We start from the raw sequence: 17652 nt of genomic DNA, 5'->3' as shown, positions 1-17652 counted from the left end.
CAGCATGCGACTGGGTGTCCTCGACGTCGGTTCCAACACGGTGCACCTGCTGGTGGTCGACGCCCATCCCGGGGCGCACCCCTGGCCGGCGCACTCGGAGAAGGTCGTGCTGCGGCTGGCCGAGCAGATCAGCCCGGACGGTGCGCTCACCGAGGCCGGCGCGGACGGCCTGGTCAAGGCGGTCGGCATGGCCAAGGCGGCGGCCGTCGGGCTCGGCGCCGACGACCTGATCGCGTTCGCCACCTCCGCCGTCCGCGACGCCACCAACGCCGCCGAGGTGCTGGCCCGGGTGCGCGACGAGGCCGGCGTACGCCTGGAGGTGCTGCCGGGCGCGGACGAGGCGCGGCTGACCTTCCTCGCGGTGCGGCGCTGGTTCGGCTGGTCGGCGGGCCGGCTGCTGGTGCTGGACATCGGCGGTGGCTCGCTGGAGATCGCCGCCGGCATCGACGAGGACCCGGCCGTCGCGGTCTCCCTGCCGCTCGGTGCCGGCCGGCTCACCCGTGACCGGCTCCGGGTGGCCCCCGACAGCGCGGCGCCGCCGCCGGCCGAGGCGGTCGACGAGCTGCGGGCGTACGTCGACGGGCTGCTCGAACCGGTCGTCGCGCAGATGACCGAGGTGGGCTGGGAGCGGCCGGTGGCCACCTCGAAGACGTTCCGGACCCTGGCCCGGCTGGCCGGTGCGGCCCCCTCCGGCGCCGGCCTGTGGGCGCCGCGCCGGCTGACCCGCGCCGGGCTGCGGCAGGTGCTCGCGTTCATCCGGCACATCCCGCCGGCCCAGCTCGTCGAGCTGGAGGGGGTCAGTGCCGGCCGGGCGCACCAGCTGCTCGCCGGGGCGGTCGTCGCCGAGGCCGTGCTGCGCCAACTGGACGTGGACGCGCTGGACATCTGCCCCTGGGCGCTGCGCGAGGGCGTCATCCTGCGCCGCCTGGACCAGCTCGGTCCGGTGTGAGTCGGCGGGCCCCGCAGTCGCGAACGGAAGCCGGTCCCGAGTGGGCGCGGGAAGTGTGATCTGGGCGGTTTGCAATCTCTCGTCACGAGGTGTCGATCGATCCCGGCTACCCTCGATGGTGTGACTTCCCGCGTCCCGGTGCTCCTGTCCACGTCCTCGGTCTTCCCTGAGCGGACCGCGGCGGCGTTCCAGCTCGCCGCCGCCCTCGGCTACGACGGCGTCGAGGTGATGGTCTGGACGGACGCCGTCAGCCAGGACGTCGGCGCGCTGCGAGGGCTCGCCGAGCACTACGGCGTCCCGGTGCTCTCGGTCCACGCGCCCTGCCTGCTGGTCACCCAGCGGGTGTGGAGCCCCGACCCGTGGGAGCGGCTGCGCCGCTCGGCGGAGATGGCGGCGACGCTCGGGGCGCCCACCGTGGTGGTGCACCCGCCGTTCACCTGGCAGCGGGACTACGCGCGCGGCTTCGCCGACGGGCTCGCCGCGATCGCCGCCGACTACCCGGACCTGCGCTTCCCGGTGGAGAACATGTACCCGGTCCGGATGGCGGGCCGGCAGTTCGTGCCGTACGTGCCGGGTTGGGACCCGACCGAGACCGGCTACGCCTCCTACACGCTCGACCTGTCGCACTGCGCCGCCTCGCACACCGACTCGCTGGCGATGGCCGACCGGATGGGCGCCGGCCTGGCCCACGTGCACCTCGGCGACGGCACCGGCGAGGGCCGCGACGAGCACCTGGTGCCGGGCCGCGGCACCCAGCCGTGCGGGGAGCTGCTCTCCTCGCTGGCCGGGCGCGGGTTCACCGGCTCGGTCGCCGTGGAGGTCACCACCCGGGGCGCGAAGAGCCGCGCGGTGCGGGAGGCCGACCTGCGGGAGGCGCTGGCGTTCGCCCGCCAGCACCTCGGCACGCCGTCCCCGGTCGACGCCTGAGCCTCGGTCGAGGCGCCGGTCGGGGCCGTCTCCCGGCCGACGCGTGGGGGCCGGCCGGGGACGGGGCGTCAGACGGCCGTGGTGAGCGATTCCTTGGTGCCCGCGCCGGCCTGCTCGCCGATCGCCGCGCGCTTGCGGGCGCGGTGGGCGGCGACGTGCGAGCGGGTGGCGCAGCGTTCCGAGCAGAACCGCCGGCAGCAGTTGGACGAGGTGTCCAGGTAGACGTTGCCGCAGCGCTCGTCGGCGCACACCCCGAACCGGGCGCTGCCGTACTCGCAGAGCCAGACCGACAGCCCCCAGGCCGCGCCGGCCAGGTATTCGGCGCTCACGGAGGCGCCCCGGCTGGTCACGTGCATGTGCCAGTCGCTGGAGTCGTGCCCGGAGATGCGGGGCTGCACCGGGAACGCCTCCAGCATGGCGTTGAGCTCGGTCACCGCCTGGGCGTCCCGCCCGGAGGTGCCGTACTCGAAGACGTCGCGCAACCGCTTCTGCGCCCGCCGGAATGTCGCCAGGTCCCGCTCCGCCACCTCGTCGCGCATCCACGCGTTGTCGTCGGGGAAGAGGGCCCGCAGGTCGTCGAGGTCGTCCAGGCGGGCGTTGACGAGGTCAACGCCGGTCCGGGCGTACGCGTCGAAGTTCACGCCCACAACGGTAGACGACTCAGGGGGCCCGTGGCGCGTCGATGTAGTGCGGCAGGAACCGCGCGTAGCCGTCGGTGATGAGGCTCGCGCTCTCCCGCACCCCCACCCCGGCCGACTCGCCGTCGACGATCCAGCTGCCCAGCACCATCCGGTTGCCGGCGAACTCCGGCAGGGCCCGGAACTCCTGGTAGCACCAGCCCTCGTCGCCGTAGATCCCCGGATTGGTGATCTCGCTGCCGCCGGTGACGATCCGCACCGAGCCGCCCTCCCGGCCGAGCAGCGGCTTGGCCACGTACTCCGTCATGCCGCGCGGCGAGTCGAGGTACGCCGGCAGCAGCAGCTCGTGGCCGGGGTACAGCTCCCAGAGCACGGCGAGCAGCGCCTTGTTGGACAGCAGCAGCTTCCACGCCGGCTCGATCCAGGTCGTCGGGGTGCCCGGCTCCAGCGCCAGCGGCCCGTACGGCTCGGCGAGCATCCACTCCCACGGATAGAGCTTGAAGCAGGTGGTGACCGGCTGGTCGGCCGCGTCGACGAAGCGCCGGCCGTCCCAGCCGATGTGCTGGATCGGCTGGAGCGTGACCTCCAGCCCGGCCTGGCGGGCGGTCTCGGCGAGGTAGCCGGCCGTCATGTGGTCCTCGCCGGACTCCTCCTCGTTCGACCAGAGCACGTGCACCCGGCGGTCGTGCAGGCCCGCGCCGATCTTCGCCCAGGCGCCGACGAGGCGTTCGTGCAGGCTGTTCCACTGGTCCAGCTCCGGCCGGGTGTGCTCCAGCCAGTACCACTGGACGATGCTCGCCTCGACCAGCGCGGTGGGGGTGTCGGCGTTGTATTCCAGCATCTTCGGCGGCCAGCTGCCGTCGTAGGCCAGATCGAAGCGCCCGTAGAGGGTGGGGGGCGCCTCGCGCAGCGACCGGGCCACGGCCTCGGCCGCCCAGTCCGGGATGCCGAACTCGGCGTGCCGGCGGCGGGCGACGACGTGTTCGGCGGCGGCGACCGACATGTGGTGCAGCTCCTCGGTCGCCTCCTCCAGCCGCAGCACCTCGTCCAGCTCGAACGCGTACGCGGCGGTCTCGTCCCAGTACGACATGATGCCGCCGTCGGGCAGCTCGGTGTCGACGTACACCAGGCCCTGGGAACGGATCGTGGCGTCCCAGTCCGGGCGGGGGGTGACCGACTCCCGGCGCACGTCAGCCGCCGCAGGAGGCGAGGTGCGTGCCGAAGCCGCCCCGGTCGGGCACCGCCGCGGCGGTCGGCTCCGGCGCGGCGCGACCGGTGGTCACCACGGGCGCCCGCAGCGCCAGGGCCACCGTGTCGCCGCCGCCCACCGGGCCGAGGGCGCAGTCGTCATCGTCGTCGTCCGAGGTCATGTTGCAGCCGGAGAGGGTGAGCGCGAGGACGGTGAGCGCGCCGAGCTGCACGGAGGCCGACCGGAGCCGGCGGCGGGGGCGTTGTTCCACGTCATCGTTGTAACCGATGGGGGCCACCGCCGTCCCCCCGCGGCTGGTGCCTGTGATGCGGTTGGGACCTGACCTCCGGGGCTGCGCCGCTGCCCCGCGCGGGCCCACCGGCGGGCGTTAGGCTCGATCCATGCTCCGTACCATCATCCTCGCCGCCTCCCGGTCACCCCAGGTCGAGCGGCTCGTCGCGACGGCCCCGTTCACCCGGGACCTCGTCCGCCGGTTCGTCGCCGGCGCCAAGACCGACGACGCGTTGCGCGCGACCCGCGAACTCGTCGACGACGGTCTCGCGGTCACCCTCGACAACCTCGGCGAGGACACCGTCACCCCCGAGCAGGCCACCGCCACCCGTGACGAGTACGTCGGGCTGCTGAAGCTGCTCTCCGGCGCGGGGCTCACCCCGGCCGCCGAGGTGAGCGTCAAGCTGTCGGCGCTCGGCCAGATGTTCGACGAGCAGCTCGCCTACGACAACGCGCGGGCGATCTGCGCCGCCGCCGAGGAGGCGGGCACCACGGTCACCCTGGACATGGAGGACCACACCACCACCGACTCGACGCTGGACATCCTCGCCAAGCTGCGCAAGGACCACCCGTCGACCGGCGCGGTGCTCCAGGCGTACCTGCGCCGCACCGAGTCGGACTGCCGCGAGCTGGCGACGGCCGGTTCCCGGGTGCGGCTGTGCAAGGGCGCGTACAAGGAGCCGGAGTCGGTGGCCTACCAGTCCGCGCGCGAGGTGGACAAGTCCTACGTACGCTGCATGAACATCCTGATGTCCGGCGACGGCTACCCGATGCTGGCCACCCACGACCCCCGCCTGATCGCCATCGGCGAGGACCGGGCCCGCTGGTTCGACCGCGGCCCGGAGCGGTTCGAGTTCCAGATGTTGTACGGCATCCGCCCGGAGGAGCAGGCCCGGCTGGCCGGCGAGGGCTACACGGTGCGGACCTACCTGCCCTACGGCGAGGACTGGTACGGCTACCTGATGCGCCGGCTCGCCGAGCGCCCGGCCAACCTCATGTTCTTCGGCCGGGCCGTGCTGTCGAAGAAGTGAGTCAGCCGTTCGACCAGCCCCGGGTGCTCAGCACCAGGCGGTAGCCGTCCGGATCGGCCACCGTCACCCCCCAGCGGTCCCAGTACGGGCCGGCGGAGACCTTCGTCCCGCCGGCCCGTACCAGTTGCCGGACGAGTTCGTCGTCGACCGGGCCGTCGAGGTAGAGCACCAGCAGGTCCTCAAAAGTGGGCGTCGGCGCGACGGTGAGCTGCTCGCCGCCCACGAGTTCCAGGTGCCAGTGCTCGCCCGGCCGGCCGACCATGAGCAGGTCGTGCTCGCCCGGCGACTCGGCGGCGGAGCGCCAGAGCACGTCGAGGCCGAGCCCGTCGACCCAGAAGCGTTCGGCGGCTGCCAGGTCGCGGCTCGGTCGGGCGATGCGCAGGTGCGTGGGGGCGAGCGACATGACCCGATCGTGTGACCTGAACCCGGCGTGAGGTCAAGCCCTTGACGGCGTTGGCTAAGAGCATTAGCTTTCAGGTTATGACAGTTAGCTACGTGGAGCGGGGCGGCGGACGGATCGCCTACGAGGCGCACGGGCGGGGGCCGCTCGTCGTCCTCTCGCACGGCATGGGGGAGAGCCGCGGCTCGTTCCGCCACCTGGTCCCGCTGCTCGTCGCGGCCGGGCACCGGGTGGCCTCGGTGGACGTACGGGGGCACGGCGCGTCCAGCGTCGGCTGGCCGACGTACGCCCCGGCGCAGGTCGGCGCCGACCTGCTCGCGGTGGTCCGCGACCTCGGTGGGGGGCCGGCCACCCTGGTCGGCAGCTCGTCCAGCGCGGCGGCCGTGGTCTTCGCCGCTGCCGAGGCCCCCGCCCTGGTCAACGGCATCGTCCAGGTCGCCCCGTTCGTCGAGGAGCCGAAGCTCAACCCGTTCATGCGGATGGGGCTGGCCGCCGTGCTGCGCAGCCCACGGCTGTTCGGGCTGTTCCACCGCACGCTCTTCCCGTGCGACCGGCCGGCCGACGACGCGGCGTACCGCAGGGCCATGGTCGCCACGCTGCGCGAGCCCGGCCGGATGGCGGCGATGCGCGGCCTGATCGCGCCCGCCGAGCCGCACTGGACCGCCCGCGCCCCCGAGGTCCGGCAGCCGGTGCTGGTGCTGATGGGCACGAAGGACCCGGACTTCCGCGACCCGGGCGCGGCGGCGCGGGCGGCGCGCCGGCTCTTCGCCACCGCGGAGGCGCGGATGATCGACGACTCCGGCCACTACCCGCACGCTGACCAGCCGGCCCGCACGACCGACCAGCTCACCGAGTTCCTGGCGGTCACCGGTGCCTAGGGTCGGGCTCAACCAGCACGCCGTGGTGCGCGAGGCGGCCCGCCTCGCCGACGAGGTCGGCGCCGACCAGCTCACCCTCGCCGCGCTGGCCAACCGGCTCGGCGTCGCGCTGCCCAGCCTCTACAAGCACGTCCGGGGCGCCGACGCGCTCGCCCAGAAGCTCTCCGCGCTGGCCACGGCCGAGCTCGCCGACGAACTGACCGCCGCCGTCGCGGGCCGGGCCGGCGGGGACGCGCTGCGGGCCGTCGCCACGGCCTACCGGGCGTACGCCCACCGGCACCCCGGTCGCTACCCGGCCACCCAGCGGGTGCCGGACCCGACCGACCCGGAGCACGTCGCCGCCGGTGAGCGGGCCGTCGGGGCGATCCGGGCCACCCTGCGGGGCTACGGGCTCGACGGCGACGACGCCCTCGACGCGACCCGGATGCTGCGCAGCACCCTGCACGGGTTCGTCTCGCTGGAGGCGGCCGGCGGGTTCGGGCTGCCCCGCGCCGTCGACGCCTCCTTCGACAGCCTGGTCGCCGCGCTGGACGGCGCGTTGGGGTCCTGGCCCCGGCGGGAGGACCGGTGAGGGCTTGCCCGGTGGGCCCTGGTCGCCCGGCCGCCCGGATGGTCGTACCCTTCGGCGGGTGAGTGACGGGCAGCCCGGGACGGACGGCCGACCGGCGGCGGACGACGCGCCGACCACCGCGACCGGAGACGCCGAGTCCGCCGCCCACACCGAGCCCACTGCCGGCGCTGAGCCCGCCAACTGCGCCGAGCCCACTGACGGTGCCGAGCCGGCTGACGGTGCTGAGCCCACTGACGGCGCCGAGCCGGCTGACGGTGCTGAGCTCACCGTGCCGGCCGAGTCGACCGCGCCGGTCGCGACGGTCGCGACGGTCGCCGGCAACGTGCCGGCGGCTTCCGGCGCGCCGGAAGCCGCGGCGGCCCCCGTCGCGCCTCTCCCGTCGGCGGTGGGTGGCGGGCCGGCGGCGCGGCGGATCCGGCCGCTGGGGGTGGTACTGGCGGCGGTGGCCCTGCTGCTGGCCTGCGGCCTGCCCGCGGCGCTGGTGGCCGGCCTGGTACGTGCCGGTGACGCGCCGGCCCCGCAGGCGTCCACCGCCGCGTCCGACGACCCCGCCACCGCGGCCGTCCGCCGCCTCGGGGAGCGGATGACGGCGGAACTGGCCCGGCAGTCCGCCGCCCTGCTCGGCGGGGACCGCGCCGGTTTCCTGGCCGTCGCGGAGCCGGTCGCGCATCCGGACCTGCGCCGCCGGTACGCCGCGCTGCGCGCGCTGCGGGTGACCACCTGGGAGGCCGACGCCACCGGCCTGCCCACCCCCGTCGAGGGCCGCCCCGGCGAGTGGCGGCTGCTGGTCGAGTTCCGCTACTGCTTCGTCGCCCCGGGCTGCCGCACCAGCCGCGTGCTGACCGGCACCCGCTGGCGGGAGGGGGAACGACCCCGGCTGCTCGCCGTGGAGCCGTCCCGATCGGCCGAGACCGGCACCCGGCCCTGGGAGGTCAGCGAGCTGGCCGTGGCGGTGGGTGCGCGTACGCTCGTGGCCACCACGCCCGCCCTGCGCAAGGAACTGCCCGGCCTGCTCGCCCAGGCGGAGGCTGCCGCCAGGATCGCCGACACGTACGCCGTCGACGGCCGCAGGCCGGACCGGTACCGCATCTTCCACGCCGGCCGGGGCGAGTGGCAGCGCTGGTACGGCGGCGGCCGGCCGAAGTGGACCGGCGGGTACGCGGTCACGGTCGGCGGCGGCCACCACGAGGTGGTGCTCAACGCCGAGGGACTCGTCGCCGGCGGGGTGGACGACCTGCTGCGCCACGAGCTGACCCACGCCGCGTCCCTGCCCGAGCGCGGCTACCCCGGCAGGGACACCTGGTGGCTGGTGGAGGGGCTGGCCGAGTACGCGGGCGCCGACGGCGAGCCGATCGACCGGTACGCCGGGCTCGACGAGGTCGGGGGCCTGCTCGGCGGCGGCTGGGACGGCCGGCTCGACAGCCTCAGCCCGGCCGACGACGCCCCGGCCGACCGGGTCGGCGGCAGCTACGGCATCTCCTACCTGGCGGTCCGGCATCTGGTCGACCGGTTCGGCCCGGAGCGGCTGCGCGCCTTCTTCGCGGCGGTGGTGCACGAGCTCACGCCGGTGGCGGAGGCGGCCGAGCGGGTCCTCGGCGAACCCTGGCCCGCCCTGCACGCCGAGTGCGTCGCCTACGTGCGGGCCGTGGTCGGCTGACGGAACCCGGACGGGCGGCAGTGGCGGGAGAAGGCGGCCGGGCGCACGGCCCGGGGCGGGTCGGCTCCGTTCATGATCGACCGCTGTCGGGCGGCGCCGGACGACCTGACACACTGGTGCCCGCTCCCAGCGCGGAGCCCCGGTCCGCGTCCGGAAGCGGCCCGGGGCACCCGCCCGGTGGCTCCGGTGGCGCCGCCGGAGCCACCGGGCGCCTTCCGCGCGGCGGTGACCCCCGCTCCGAGGGTCGCGACCTTCGGCGTCCACGGCCCGCACGCGGCACTCCGACCGCCCCCGGAAGGGACGGCGGCTTCCCGGCGAGGACCGATCGGACGCCGGGCGCAACGGGTTCGCCGACGAACCGACCGGACGGGTGGTCGCCAGGCGAGGAACCATGATCAGTTGTACGAAGGGATCGCGCCGGTCACAGCCGTCCCGCTACCGTACTGGTAACACGCGCGTCGCCGGTCCGGGCGGGACGAACCCGTCCGGCCGCACGCGCCGGGCATGGGATGGGTCGGTGAGCCATGGCCGGGTCGCAGTCCGACGGACGGCTGTCGGAGGTCAAGTTCCTCACCGTCGCCGAGGTGGCGACGGTCATGCGGGTGTCGAAGATGACGGTCTACCGCCTGGTGCACAGCGGTGAACTCACCGCGGTCCGGGTCGGCCGGTCGTTCCGGGTACCCGAACACGCGGTGCACGAATACCTGCGGGGCGCCTTCCAGGAAACCGCCTGACCCCTGCGCGGGCCGCCCGTCGAGGGCGACGTGACGGGCATCGACGGGGGCGCGTTGGTCCTGCTGACGCTCTCCGGCTACCCTGGAGCCCGACCGTGACCGCAGGCGCGCCCTGCCGCAAACCCCGCTGGTCCGGTCCGTTGTCCGCAAGCGGTCGCCGACGTCACACCGTGGCGTCATCCGGTCGCCCCGCACGTTGCATCGAAAGGCTTTCGTATGGGCTCGGTGGTCAAGAAGCGCCGCAAGCGCATGGCTAAGAAGAAGCACCGCAAGCTGCTGCGCAAGACCCGCGTCCAGCGTCGCCGTCTCGGCAAGTGACCGGGGCCGGGTCCCGACCCGGCTCCCGTCGTCACTTGCCAACTGTCGACCCTCGGAGGCTCTGGTGATCACGCCGCGGATGTCCCGGCTCGATCCCGCCTGCCGGGGGAGGTGCACGACATGACCCCCGGTGGCACCCCAGGTGCCCCGGGGGTAGTCGTCGTCACCGGGGTCAGCCGCTACCTCGGCGCACACGTCGCCGCCCGGCTCGCCGCCGATCCCCGCATCGAACGGGTCATCGGCGTCGACCAGCCCGAGCCCGGCGCCGAGATCACCGACCTGCTCGACCGGGTCGAGCGCGTCCGCGTCGACGCCGGCTCGCTCGGCGGCCTCCTCGCCGACCTCGACGTCGACGCGGTGGTCCACCTCGCCCTGGTCACCTCGCCGGATCCGCAGCACGGCGGGCGCGCGGCGATGAAGGACCAGAACGTCATCGGCACGATGCAGCTCCTGGCCGCCTGCCAGCGCGCCCCCCGGCTGCGCAAGCTCGTAGTGCGCTCCTCGACGGCGGCCTACGGGGCGTCGTTCCGCGACCCGGCCGTCTTCACCGAGGAGACCGAGCCGCGCGAGGTGCCGCGCGGGGGGTTCGGCCGCGACATCCTCGACATCGAGGGGTACGTCCGCGGCTTCCGCCGCCGGCGCCCCGACGTCACCGCGACCGTGCTGCGCTTCGCGCCGTTCATCGGTTCGACCGCCGACACCACCCTCACCCGCTACTTCTCCCGGCCGGTGGTGCCCACCGTGTTCGGGCGTGACCCCCGCCTGCAGTTCCTGCACTTCGACGACGCGCTGGAGGTGCTGCACCGGTCGATCGTCGAGGACCACCCGGGGACGTACAACGTGGCGGGCCCCGGCGTGCTCTCCCTGTCGCAGGCGATCCGCCGCGCGGGCCGGATCGCCGTGCCGGTGCTGGAGCCCGGCCTCTCCAGCGCCGCCGCGATCGCCCGCAACCTCGGCTTCGGCCGCTACGGCCTCGACCAGGTCGACCTCTTCGTGCACGGCCGGGTCGTCGACACCAGCCGGCTGGAGCAGGAGTACGGCTTCACGCCCCGCTCCACCGCCGCCGCCTTCGACGACTTCATCCGCGCCCACCACGGCGGGGTCGTGGTGCACCGGGACCAGTTGGCCGTCGCGGAGCAACTCGTGCTGGACGGGATCCGCCAGGTCCGCTCGGCCGTACGGGAGGGCTCGTGAACGCGCCGGACGAGCGGCGCGACGGCCGCTACGACGTACCGCTGAAGGTGGCCGCGCCGGGCGCGGAGCCCGCGCGGGCGAACGGACACCACCCCGCCACGCCCGACCCGGCCGCCACGGACGAGGCGGTCGCGGCGGCCCCCGGCGACGAGCCGGCCGCCACCGTGGCGGACGGGGCGGCCGATGCGGGTCGCAACGGGGCGGCGCCGGCACCGGCGGGCGGGCCGGCGGTAGCGGACCGGCCCGGCGACCACTGGGACCGCAAGGTCGCCAAGGGGCTGGCGTTCCTGCGTCGCCGGCTCTCCGGCGACTACGAGGTCGACGAGTTCGGCTTCGATCCCGACATCACGCAGGCGGTCTTCCACCCGCTGCTGCGGATGCTCTACCGGGACTGGTTCCGCACCGAGGTCACCGGCCTGGAGCACGTGCCCGCCGAGGGCGCCGGCCTGGTGGTCGGCAACCACTCCGGCACCGTGGCGCTGGACGCGCTGATCCTCTCGGCCGCGCTGCACGACCAGCACCCGGCCCGCCGCTACCTGCGGCTGCTCGGCGCCGACCTGGTCTTCCGGATGCCGGTGGTATCCGAGCTCGCCCGCAAGACCGGCGGGACGGTCGCCTGCAACCCGGACGCCGAGCGGCTGCTCGGCAACGGCGAACTGGTCGGCGTCTTCCCCGAGGGCTTCAAGGGCATCGGCAAGCTCTATTCCGACCGCTACAAGCTGCAACGCTTCGGTCGGGGCGGGTTCGTCTCGGCGGCGCTGCGCACCGGCACCCCGATCGTGCCGGTCGCCATCGTCGGCGGCGAGGAGATCTATCCGATGCTCGCCGACATCAAGCCCCTGGCGCGGCTGCTCAAGCTGCCCTACTTCCCGGTCACGCCGACGTTCCCCCTGCTGGGGCCCCTCGGTGTGGTGCCGCTGCCGAGCAAGTGGCTGATCGAGTTCTGCCCGCCGATTCCCACCGCCCACCTGATGGACTCCGCCGACGACCCGCTGGTCGTGTTCAACCTCGCCGACCAGGTGCGCGAGACCATCCAGCAGACCCTGCACCAGCTCCTGGAACGGCGCCCGGACCCGTTCGGCCCCTGAGGGGCGCCCGCCCGCTGGGCCGGACCTCGACGGCCGGCGGTGTAGTCCCCTCGCCTCGATACCACACAGGCATATTTATGCCGCACAGGTATCAGCGTTCCGGCGGCAGCGGTCCGGCAGCTTCGCGCGCCTGTCTACGCCGTCAGCCGTCGCGGCGGCGACGGTGCAGCGCCAGCCCGGCGGTGACCGCCCCGGCGACCAGGCCGGCCGCCGCGGTGGACGGTACGGCGATCTTGACGGCGCGGCGGCCGGTGCGGAAGTCGCGGACGTCCCAGCCGCGCTGCCGGGCCTCCCTGAACAGGGCGGCGTCCGGGTTGACCGCCACGCCCCGGCCCACCATCGAGAGCATCGGCAGGTCGTTGCACGAGTCGCTGTAGGCGGTGCAGCGGCCCAGGTCGAGCCCCTCGACAGCGGCGAGCTGGGAGACCGCCTCCGCCTTGGCCGGGCCGTGCATCAGGTCGCCGACCAGCCGACCGGTGTACGCGCCGTCGACGATCTCGGCGACGGTGCCGACCGCGCCGGTCAGGCCCAGCCGCGCGGCGATCACCCGGCCGATCTCGACCGGCGCCGCGCTGACCAGCCAGACCCGCTCGCCGGCGTCGAGGTGGCGTTGGGCGAGCTGGCGGGTGCCCGCCCAGATCCGGGGCGCCATCAACTCGTCGAAGATCTCCTCCGCGAGGCGTTCCACGTCGTCCACCCGCCAGCCCTCGACGAAGGCGAGGGCGGCCTCCTTGGCCTGCGACATGTCACCGGCGTGCTCGGTGGCGAGCAGGCGGAACCGGAGCTGCTGCCAGGCGAACCGGGCCAGGTCGGTGGTGGTGAAGTAGTTGCGCGCGGCGAGCCCCCGGGCGAACCAGTAGATCGACGCGCCCCGCATCATCGTGTTGTCGACGTCGAAGAAGGCCGCCGCGCTCGGATCCGGTTCCGGGGGAGCCAGGGGCGCCAGGTCGGTCTCCGCCCAGCCGGCGGTGTGACCATGGGCGTCGGTGCTGACCGTCACCTTGCGGCTGCGGGCCACGCGACCTCCCTCCGCTCGACGTGTGCCTCCCGCGAGGGTAGCCGGGCCCGGGTGACGGACGTCCGCCCCACGGGTGAACTGTGGCGCGGACGTCTCGGCCGGTCCGGGGCGGCGGGACGGGTCAGCGTTCGCCGGGGCAGCTCGCCGGTGTCGGGCCGAGGGCGTCGCTGCCGGCCGGCGCGGGCAGGCCGCAGGCGATCGCCGCGCGCAGCGCGTCGGAGCGCTTGCGGGCCGCGTCGAGCAGGGCGAGGGAGCGGCGGGTCCGGTCGCGGTCGGCCCGGCCGGCGTCGTCGAGGAGCCCGCCGACCGCCCGGCGCTGGCCGGTGAGGAAGGAGTTGATCGCGTCCAGGGCCGCCGGGTCCGAGCGCTGCGCCGCGGCGGTGGTCAGCAGGCGTACGCCCTGGCGGGTGTCGGCGTCCATGTCGTCCAGCACGGCGCTGAAGCCGTCCTCGTCCCCGCGCAGTGCGGCCGCCTCGGCGAGCCGGGTGCGGGCGAAGTCCAGGAACAGCTGGCCCCGGCTGACGTCCGAGCTGGCCAGCGCGAGCTGGGCGCGTTCGGTGGAGCGCTTCATGCCGTACAGCGCGTCGCCGGGGACGGCGTTCTCGCTGGCGGCGGAGATGCCCGAGAGGGCGACGGCGCCGGCGGCGACGCCGACGAGGATGGCACCGCGGGCGCGGGCCCGGCGAGCGGTCACCGCCGGTAGCAGCCGGTTGCGGCCGGCGTCGGCGGAGCGCCGGGACGACGGCTCGGCCGGGGCGCCGATGCCCTCGCGCTCGGCCGTGGCCAGCAGCATGGCCCGCAGTCCCGTACGGAACTCCGGGTCCACCTGCACGGCGGGCGGGGCCACGGCCAACCGGCGACCCACCGCGACGAGCGCGGTCAACTGGTCGTCGGCCCGGGAACGGACGTGGTGTCGCCGGCCCCCGTTGGCCTCGTCGAGAAGCTGCGCGAAGCGCTCCGCGCGCCGACGGGAGAAGAGGTTGCTGTCCACCGCGGGCACCTCCTCTCGCTGGTCGCGGCCGGTCGGCCGCTGTCGTCGACAGCGACCGGTGACGGCGGGACACCACTGACGAGGCTCGTGGCCGGCCGCACTGCCGGACCTCGGGGGCCCGGGGATGCCGGGGCCACCACCGGTCGCACCCGGAGAAACGGTCCGCACCGGACATGGGTTACGGGGCCGGCGGCGGCGAAATCACGGAAAGTGATCGGCGACACGGGGTCGCGACGGCGCTGACCTGCGCGTACATCCATCGATGCACGGCGGTCTCCTGCACGGGACTACGGTTGGAAGCCGTCCGGCAGCAGCCGGGCCAGCGCCCGCACCGCGCGGTACTGGAGAGCCTTGATCGCGCCCTCGTTCTTGCCCATCGCGCGGGCCGTCTCGGCCACGGAGAAGCCCTGGAGGAAGCGGAGCACGATGCACTCCTGCTGCTCAGGGTTGAGCTGCTTGACGGCGCTGAGCAGGGCCACGTTGGTGATGTGCTCGACGACCGCCGCCTCCGGGCTGCCCTCGGGGCCGCGGTCCTCGCGGTCGGCGTCCAACACGTCCCCGGTGGTGACCTCCAGCCGGTAGCGGCCCGACTTGAAGTGGTCCGCCACCAGGTTACGGGCGATCGTGACCAGCCAGGCGCCCAGGTCGCGCCCCTGCCAGGTGAAGCTGCCGATCCGCTTGAGGGCACGGAGGAAGGTGTCGGAGGTGAGGTCCTCGGCGAGCTGGCGGTTGCCCACCCGGAAGTAGACGAACCGGAAGACCGTGTCGACGTACCTGTCGTAGATCAGCCCGAACGCCTCGGACTCGCCTGCCTGGGCCCGCTCGACCAGCCCCCACACCTCGGTGGCGGGGTCGGACGGGTCGGGACGGCTGGGGAAGCCCGTCGAGGCGTTGACCGGCGCGGGGGCGGCCGGCACCGCCGGGAGCACCGCCGTCTCCGGGCCCGACTCGTCGGGCGCCTTGGCCGGCTCGGTGGTGCGGCGGCCCTGCGCCGGCATGGTGGGCCGGGCGGGGACCACGACCCGGCCGCCGGCCGGCTTCGCGTTGCCGCCCGGTGTCGCGGAGCGTGGCGGTGGCTCGTTCTGGTGCGGCCGGTTGCGGGTCCGGCTCGACGTGCCGTCCCCCCGTGCGACGAGGTTGCCCGTGTCGTCCAGCGGGCCCCGCGCGGCGGGCCGCTCGTTGACCGCGCCGCGGATCGCCGGGTTGGTCAGGCCGGCCGGCCGTTCCGCGTATCCGAAGGTGGTCACCGCGCCGCCTCCGTCCCGCCGACCGGCCTTGCCGGCCGGCGCGTGGCCGTCGTGGCCCGGCCGGCAGGGCCGGGCAGGGCTGGCTCGGGGTGTGCCGACGGGCGGCAGATCCCCTTGAGGTGCTGGTCCAATGCGCTCACAGGCACGGGGGCCTCCTCGGGCTGAGGGGTGTCGACTCACGGCAAATGGGGTGAGCCGACCCGAGTGATGATAGGGCCAACGTCACCCACGCGTGGCAAGTCCGTTACACAGGGCGGAAGTATTTCCCGCCGCGTCGCACAGCTGGCGGACCGGTTGTCCGTCGTGTGCGGTTGACTTTCGGATTGCGGCGTGATTGCGAAGGAAATTCCAGGTCAGTGCCCCCTTCCGCCGCGTCGGGCGGGGCGCCGGCGCGACTGTCGCCCCAGGACCGTCGGACGCGCCCGGCGGGCCCGGGCGCGTCCCGTGCGCGGGACCGGTGCCGTCCCGTCCGCGCGCCTCGCCCGTCCCGTGGGCGGGACTTGCCCGGGTGGGCGGTCCCGCCCGCCGCGACGCTGCACCGGCTCTCGCCGGGCATGGCCCACAGGCCCCGCGCTGTGCCAGACTCAGCCACCGTGCAGGACGCAACCGACAGCTCCGCCTCGACCCTCGTCGAGCGGCTCCACCGGGCGGCCACCGCCGACGGCGACCGACCCGCGCTGCACTGGCGCGACCGGACCGTCACCTGGTCCGATTTGGACGCCTCGGTGACGGCCACCGCCCACGCCCTGGTGACCCTGACCGGGGCGCCGCCGGCCGCGCCGGGCCCCGCCGCCGACCGGCACCCGCCCCGGGTCGCCGTGGCGTTCGGCAACTCGCCCGACTTCGTGGTGACCTTCCTGGCCGCGCTGCGCGCCGGGCTGGTCGCGGTGCCGGTCAACCCCGGCCTCACCGCTCCCGAGCTGCGGCACGTGCTGGCCGACTCCGGCGCCTCGGTGCTGATCGGCACCGAGCGGGTGCGCGACCTGGTCGCCGGCGTCGCCGGGGACCTGCCCGCGCTCGTCGCCGTGCACACCGCGCCGCCGGTGGCGCCGGCCGGCCCGCCGTTCCCCGACCGGGGCGGCGACGACCTGGCGCTGCTGCTCTACACGTCCGGCACCGAGGGGCGGCCGAAGGGCGCGATGCTCACGCACCGGGCGCTGGCGGCCAACCACGAGCAGGTCGGGCGCATCGACCCGCCCGTCGTCGGTCCCGACGACACCGTGCTGCTGGCGCTGCCGCTGTTCCACGCGTACGGGCTGAACACGGGGCTCGGCGCCGTCGTCCACCATGGCGCGACCGGGGTGCTCGTCGACGACCCGGGCCCCGACGCGGGGCTGGCCGAGATCGCCCGGCACCGGGTCACCGTGCTGGTCGGCGTACCGTCGATGGTGGCCGCCTGGTCCACGGCGGACGCCGCCGCCCTGGCCGCGGCGACGGCGTCGGTCCGGGCCGTGGTCTGCGGCGCGGCGCCGCTGGAGCCGGCCGTCGCGGCCCGCTTCGCCGAGGTCGCCGGTCGCCCGGTGCACGTCGGGTACGGCCTCACCGAGACCGCGCCGGTGCTGACCTCCACCCTGGTCGGCGGGGAGCCGAAGCCGGGCTCGATCGGCCGGCCGCTGCCCGGCGTCGAGCTGCGTCTGGTCGGGTCCGACGGTTCCGACCTGTGGCGCGACGGCGTGGCCGAGCCGGAGGACGACGCCGACGAGCTGGACCTCTCCGACGTCATGCCCGGCACCGACCCGGGGCAGGTCGTGGTGCGCGGGGCCAACGTCTTCGCCGGCTACTGGCCGGACGGCCGGGGTGGCCCGGACGCCGACGGCTGGTGGCCCACCGGCGACGTGGCGTACGCCGACTCCGACGGCGACCTCTTCCTGGTAGACCGGATCGGCGAGCTGATCCTGGTCAACGGCTTCAACGTGTACCCGCACGAGGTCGAGCTGGTGCTCAGCGCGCACCCGGGGGTGGGCGAGTCGGCGGTACTGGGTGTGCCGCACCCGCGCACCGGCGAGACTGTCCGGGCGTACGTGGTGGCGGCGCCGGGGGCTGCGGTGACCGAGGCCGAACTGCTCGCCCACTGCGCCCGCAACCTGGCCCGGTTCAAGTGCCCGACCGCCGTCGAGTTCGTCGACGAGTTGCCGCACTCGGTGATCGGCAAGGTACGCAAGACCCTGCTCCGGCCGGCGCCGTCCCCGGCCCCGGTGCCGTCCCCGGCGGCGTCGCCGGAGACCCGTACGTCGGCCCCGGCCGGCACCAGCACGACGGAGGAGACCGATGCGTGAGCCCCGACTCGCCCTGATCACCCGCCCCGGATGCCACCTCTGCGACGAGGCGAAGGTGGCGCTGGACCGGGTGGTGGCGGTCACCGGGGACCGGTGGATCGAGAAGGACGTCACCGACGACATCGAGCTGGAACGCGAGTACGGCGACCGGCTGCCCGTGGTGCTGCTCGACGGCAAGGAGCACGGCTACTGGCGGGTGGAGGAGGAGCGGCTGCTGCGCGACCTGACCACCCCGCAGCTCTGACGAGCCATGTC

19 protein-coding genes are annotated in these 17652 nt (G+C 74.8%); 12 read left to right on the top strand and 7 right to left on the bottom strand.

Translation table 11 applies throughout. The annotated features are described in order from the left end of the window. The first annotated feature begins 4 nt into the window (after positions 1-4). Entirely contained in the window at positions 5-949 is a 945-nt protein-coding gene (locus AC5L34_RS02885; protein ID WP_441176102.1) for a Ppx/GppA phosphatase family protein, read from the top strand. Positions 950-1069: 120 nt separating this feature from the next. Then, on the top strand, positions 1070-1876 hold the full coding sequence (locus AC5L34_RS02880; protein ID WP_199184597.1) for a sugar phosphate isomerase/epimerase family protein: 807 nt from the start codon (positions 1070-1072) through the stop codon (positions 1874-1876). Positions 1877-1944: 68 nt separating this feature from the next. Here the strand turns inward: AC5L34_RS02880 and AC5L34_RS02875 are convergent, their stop codons facing one another. The 3 genes from AC5L34_RS02875 to AC5L34_RS02865 are packed head-to-tail and all read right to left on the bottom strand — an operon-like array spanning position 1945 to position 3974. Continuing rightward, positions 1945-2517 (bottom strand): CGNR zinc finger domain-containing protein, encoded by a 573-nt coding sequence (locus AC5L34_RS02875; protein WP_101415254.1) that lies wholly within the window; start codon positions 2515-2517, stop codon positions 1945-1947. 19 nt (positions 2518-2536) lie between these two features. Beyond that, positions 2537-3703, bottom strand: coding sequence for a glutathionylspermidine synthase family protein (locus AC5L34_RS02870; protein ID WP_494823736.1), 1167 nt, complete (start codon positions 3701-3703; stop codon positions 2537-2539). A 1-nt stretch (position 3704) separates the two neighbouring features. Next, on the bottom strand, positions 3705-3974 hold the full coding sequence (locus AC5L34_RS02865) for a hypothetical protein (RefSeq protein WP_441176099.1): 270 nt from the start codon (positions 3972-3974) through the stop codon (positions 3705-3707). Between the two features lie 130 nt (positions 3975-4104). Between AC5L34_RS02865 and AC5L34_RS02860 the strand changes: the two genes are divergently transcribed. Further along, positions 4105-5025, top strand: a complete 921-nt coding sequence (locus AC5L34_RS02860; RefSeq protein WP_494823735.1) for a proline dehydrogenase family protein — start codon at positions 4105-4107, stop codon at positions 5023-5025. Between the two features lies 1 nt (position 5026). On the opposite strand, the gene AC5L34_RS02855 is transcribed toward AC5L34_RS02860, so the two are convergent. Continuing rightward, positions 5027-5428 (bottom strand): VOC family protein, encoded by a 402-nt coding sequence (locus AC5L34_RS02855; RefSeq protein ID WP_494823734.1) that lies wholly within the window; start codon positions 5426-5428, stop codon positions 5027-5029. Between the two features lie 77 nt (positions 5429-5505). Between AC5L34_RS02855 and AC5L34_RS02850 the strand changes: the two genes are divergently transcribed. The 7 genes from AC5L34_RS02850 to AC5L34_RS02820 all read left to right on the top strand — a co-directional run bounded on the left by AC5L34_RS02850 (position 5506) and on the right by AC5L34_RS02820 (position 11865). Further along, positions 5506-6303, top strand: coding sequence for an alpha/beta fold hydrolase (locus tag AC5L34_RS02850; protein WP_494823733.1), 798 nt, complete (start codon positions 5506-5508; stop codon positions 6301-6303). After that, the gene (locus AC5L34_RS02845; RefSeq protein ID WP_350822407.1) at positions 6296-6874 is read left to right on the top strand and encodes a TetR/AcrR family transcriptional regulator; all 579 of its coding nucleotides are present in this window, start codon (positions 6296-6298) and stop codon (positions 6872-6874) included. The genes AC5L34_RS02850 and AC5L34_RS02845 overlap by 8 nt, the downstream gene beginning before the upstream one ends. Positions 6875-6932: 58 nt before the next feature. Then, the gene (locus AC5L34_RS02840; protein WP_494823732.1) at positions 6933-8531 is read left to right on the top strand and encodes a hypothetical protein; all 1599 of its coding nucleotides are present in this window, start codon (positions 6933-6935) and stop codon (positions 8529-8531) included. A gap of 524 nt (positions 8532-9055) precedes the next feature. Continuing rightward, entirely contained in the window at positions 9056-9265 is a 210-nt protein-coding gene (locus AC5L34_RS02835) for a helix-turn-helix domain-containing protein (RefSeq protein WP_007465625.1), read from the top strand. A 216-nt stretch (positions 9266-9481) separates the two neighbouring features. Then, positions 9482-9583, top strand: a complete 102-nt coding sequence (locus tag AC5L34_RS02830) for a 30S ribosomal protein bS22 (protein ID WP_007465623.1) — start codon at positions 9482-9484, stop codon at positions 9581-9583. A gap of 120 nt (positions 9584-9703) precedes the next feature. Continuing rightward, positions 9704-10777, top strand: coding sequence for an NAD-dependent epimerase/dehydratase family protein (locus tag AC5L34_RS02825; protein ID WP_494823731.1), 1074 nt, complete (start codon positions 9704-9706; stop codon positions 10775-10777). A 278-nt stretch (positions 10778-11055) separates the two neighbouring features. Then, positions 11056-11865, top strand: coding sequence for a lysophospholipid acyltransferase family protein (locus AC5L34_RS02820; protein WP_494823812.1), 810 nt, complete (start codon positions 11056-11058; stop codon positions 11863-11865). Between the two features lie 142 nt (positions 11866-12007). Here the strand turns inward: AC5L34_RS02820 and AC5L34_RS02815 are convergent, their stop codons facing one another. The 3 genes from AC5L34_RS02815 to AC5L34_RS02805 all read right to left on the bottom strand — a co-directional run bounded on the left by AC5L34_RS02815 (position 12008) and on the right by AC5L34_RS02805 (position 15121). Next, entirely contained in the window at positions 12008-12883 is an 876-nt protein-coding gene (locus tag AC5L34_RS02815; protein WP_363619838.1) for an HAD family hydrolase, read from the bottom strand. Between the two features lie 121 nt (positions 12884-13004). Beyond that, entirely contained in the window at positions 13005-13874 is an 870-nt protein-coding gene (locus tag AC5L34_RS02810; RefSeq protein WP_494823730.1) for a DUF5667 domain-containing protein, read from the bottom strand. 287 nt (positions 13875-14161) lie between these two features. Continuing rightward, the gene (locus tag AC5L34_RS02805; RefSeq protein ID WP_441176092.1) at positions 14162-15121 is read right to left on the bottom strand and encodes an ECF subfamily RNA polymerase sigma factor, BldN family; all 960 of its coding nucleotides are present in this window, start codon (positions 15119-15121) and stop codon (positions 14162-14164) included. A 554-nt stretch (positions 15122-15675) separates the two neighbouring features. Here AC5L34_RS02805 and AC5L34_RS02800 point away from each other — a divergent pair. Beyond that, positions 15676-17397, top strand: a complete 1722-nt coding sequence (locus tag AC5L34_RS02800; RefSeq protein WP_494823729.1) for an AMP-binding protein — start codon at positions 15676-15678, stop codon at positions 17395-17397. After that, complete coding sequence (locus AC5L34_RS02795) at positions 17390-17641, top strand: glutaredoxin family protein (RefSeq protein WP_088998228.1); 252 nt, start codon at positions 17390-17392, stop codon at positions 17639-17641. Before AC5L34_RS02800 ends, AC5L34_RS02795 begins: the two co-directional genes overlap by 8 nt. Positions 17642-17652 lie beyond the last annotated feature (11 nt).

It is taken from the genome of Micromonospora sp. ZG13 (assembly GCF_059359355.1).
This window is presented reverse-complemented; position numbering and strand designations above follow the sequence as displayed.

Excerpts from the sequence above, each read along its gene's own strand:
- AC5L34_RS02885 (WP_441176102.1), top strand. The coding sequence starts at position 5 with ATGCGACTGGGTGTCCTCGACGTCGGTTCCAACACGGTGCACCTGCTG.
- AC5L34_RS02860 (WP_494823735.1), top strand. The coding sequence starts at position 4,105 with ATGCTCCGTACCATCATCCTCGCCGCCTCCCGGTCACCCCAGGTCGAG.
- AC5L34_RS02855 (WP_494823734.1), bottom strand. The coding sequence starts at position 5,428 with ATGTCGCTCGCCCCCACGCACCTGCGCATCGCCCGACCGAGCCGCGAC.
- AC5L34_RS02850 (WP_494823733.1), top strand. The coding sequence starts at position 5,506 with ATGACAGTTAGCTACGTGGAGCGGGGCGGCGGACGGATCGCCTACGAG.
- AC5L34_RS02835 (WP_007465625.1), top strand. The coding sequence starts at position 9,056 with ATGGCCGGGTCGCAGTCCGACGGACGGCTGTCGGAGGTCAAGTTCCTC.
- AC5L34_RS02830 (WP_007465623.1), top strand. The coding sequence starts at position 9,482 with ATGGGCTCGGTGGTCAAGAAGCGCCGCAAGCGCATGGCTAAGAAGAAG.
- AC5L34_RS02825 (WP_494823731.1), top strand. The coding sequence starts at position 9,704 with ATGACCCCCGGTGGCACCCCAGGTGCCCCGGGGGTAGTCGTCGTCACC.
- AC5L34_RS02800 (WP_494823729.1), top strand. The coding sequence starts at position 15,676 with ATGGCCCACAGGCCCCGCGCTGTGCCAGACTCAGCCACCGTGCAGGAC.
- AC5L34_RS02795 (WP_088998228.1), top strand. The coding sequence starts at position 17,390 with ATGCGTGAGCCCCGACTCGCCCTGATCACCCGCCCCGGATGCCACCTC.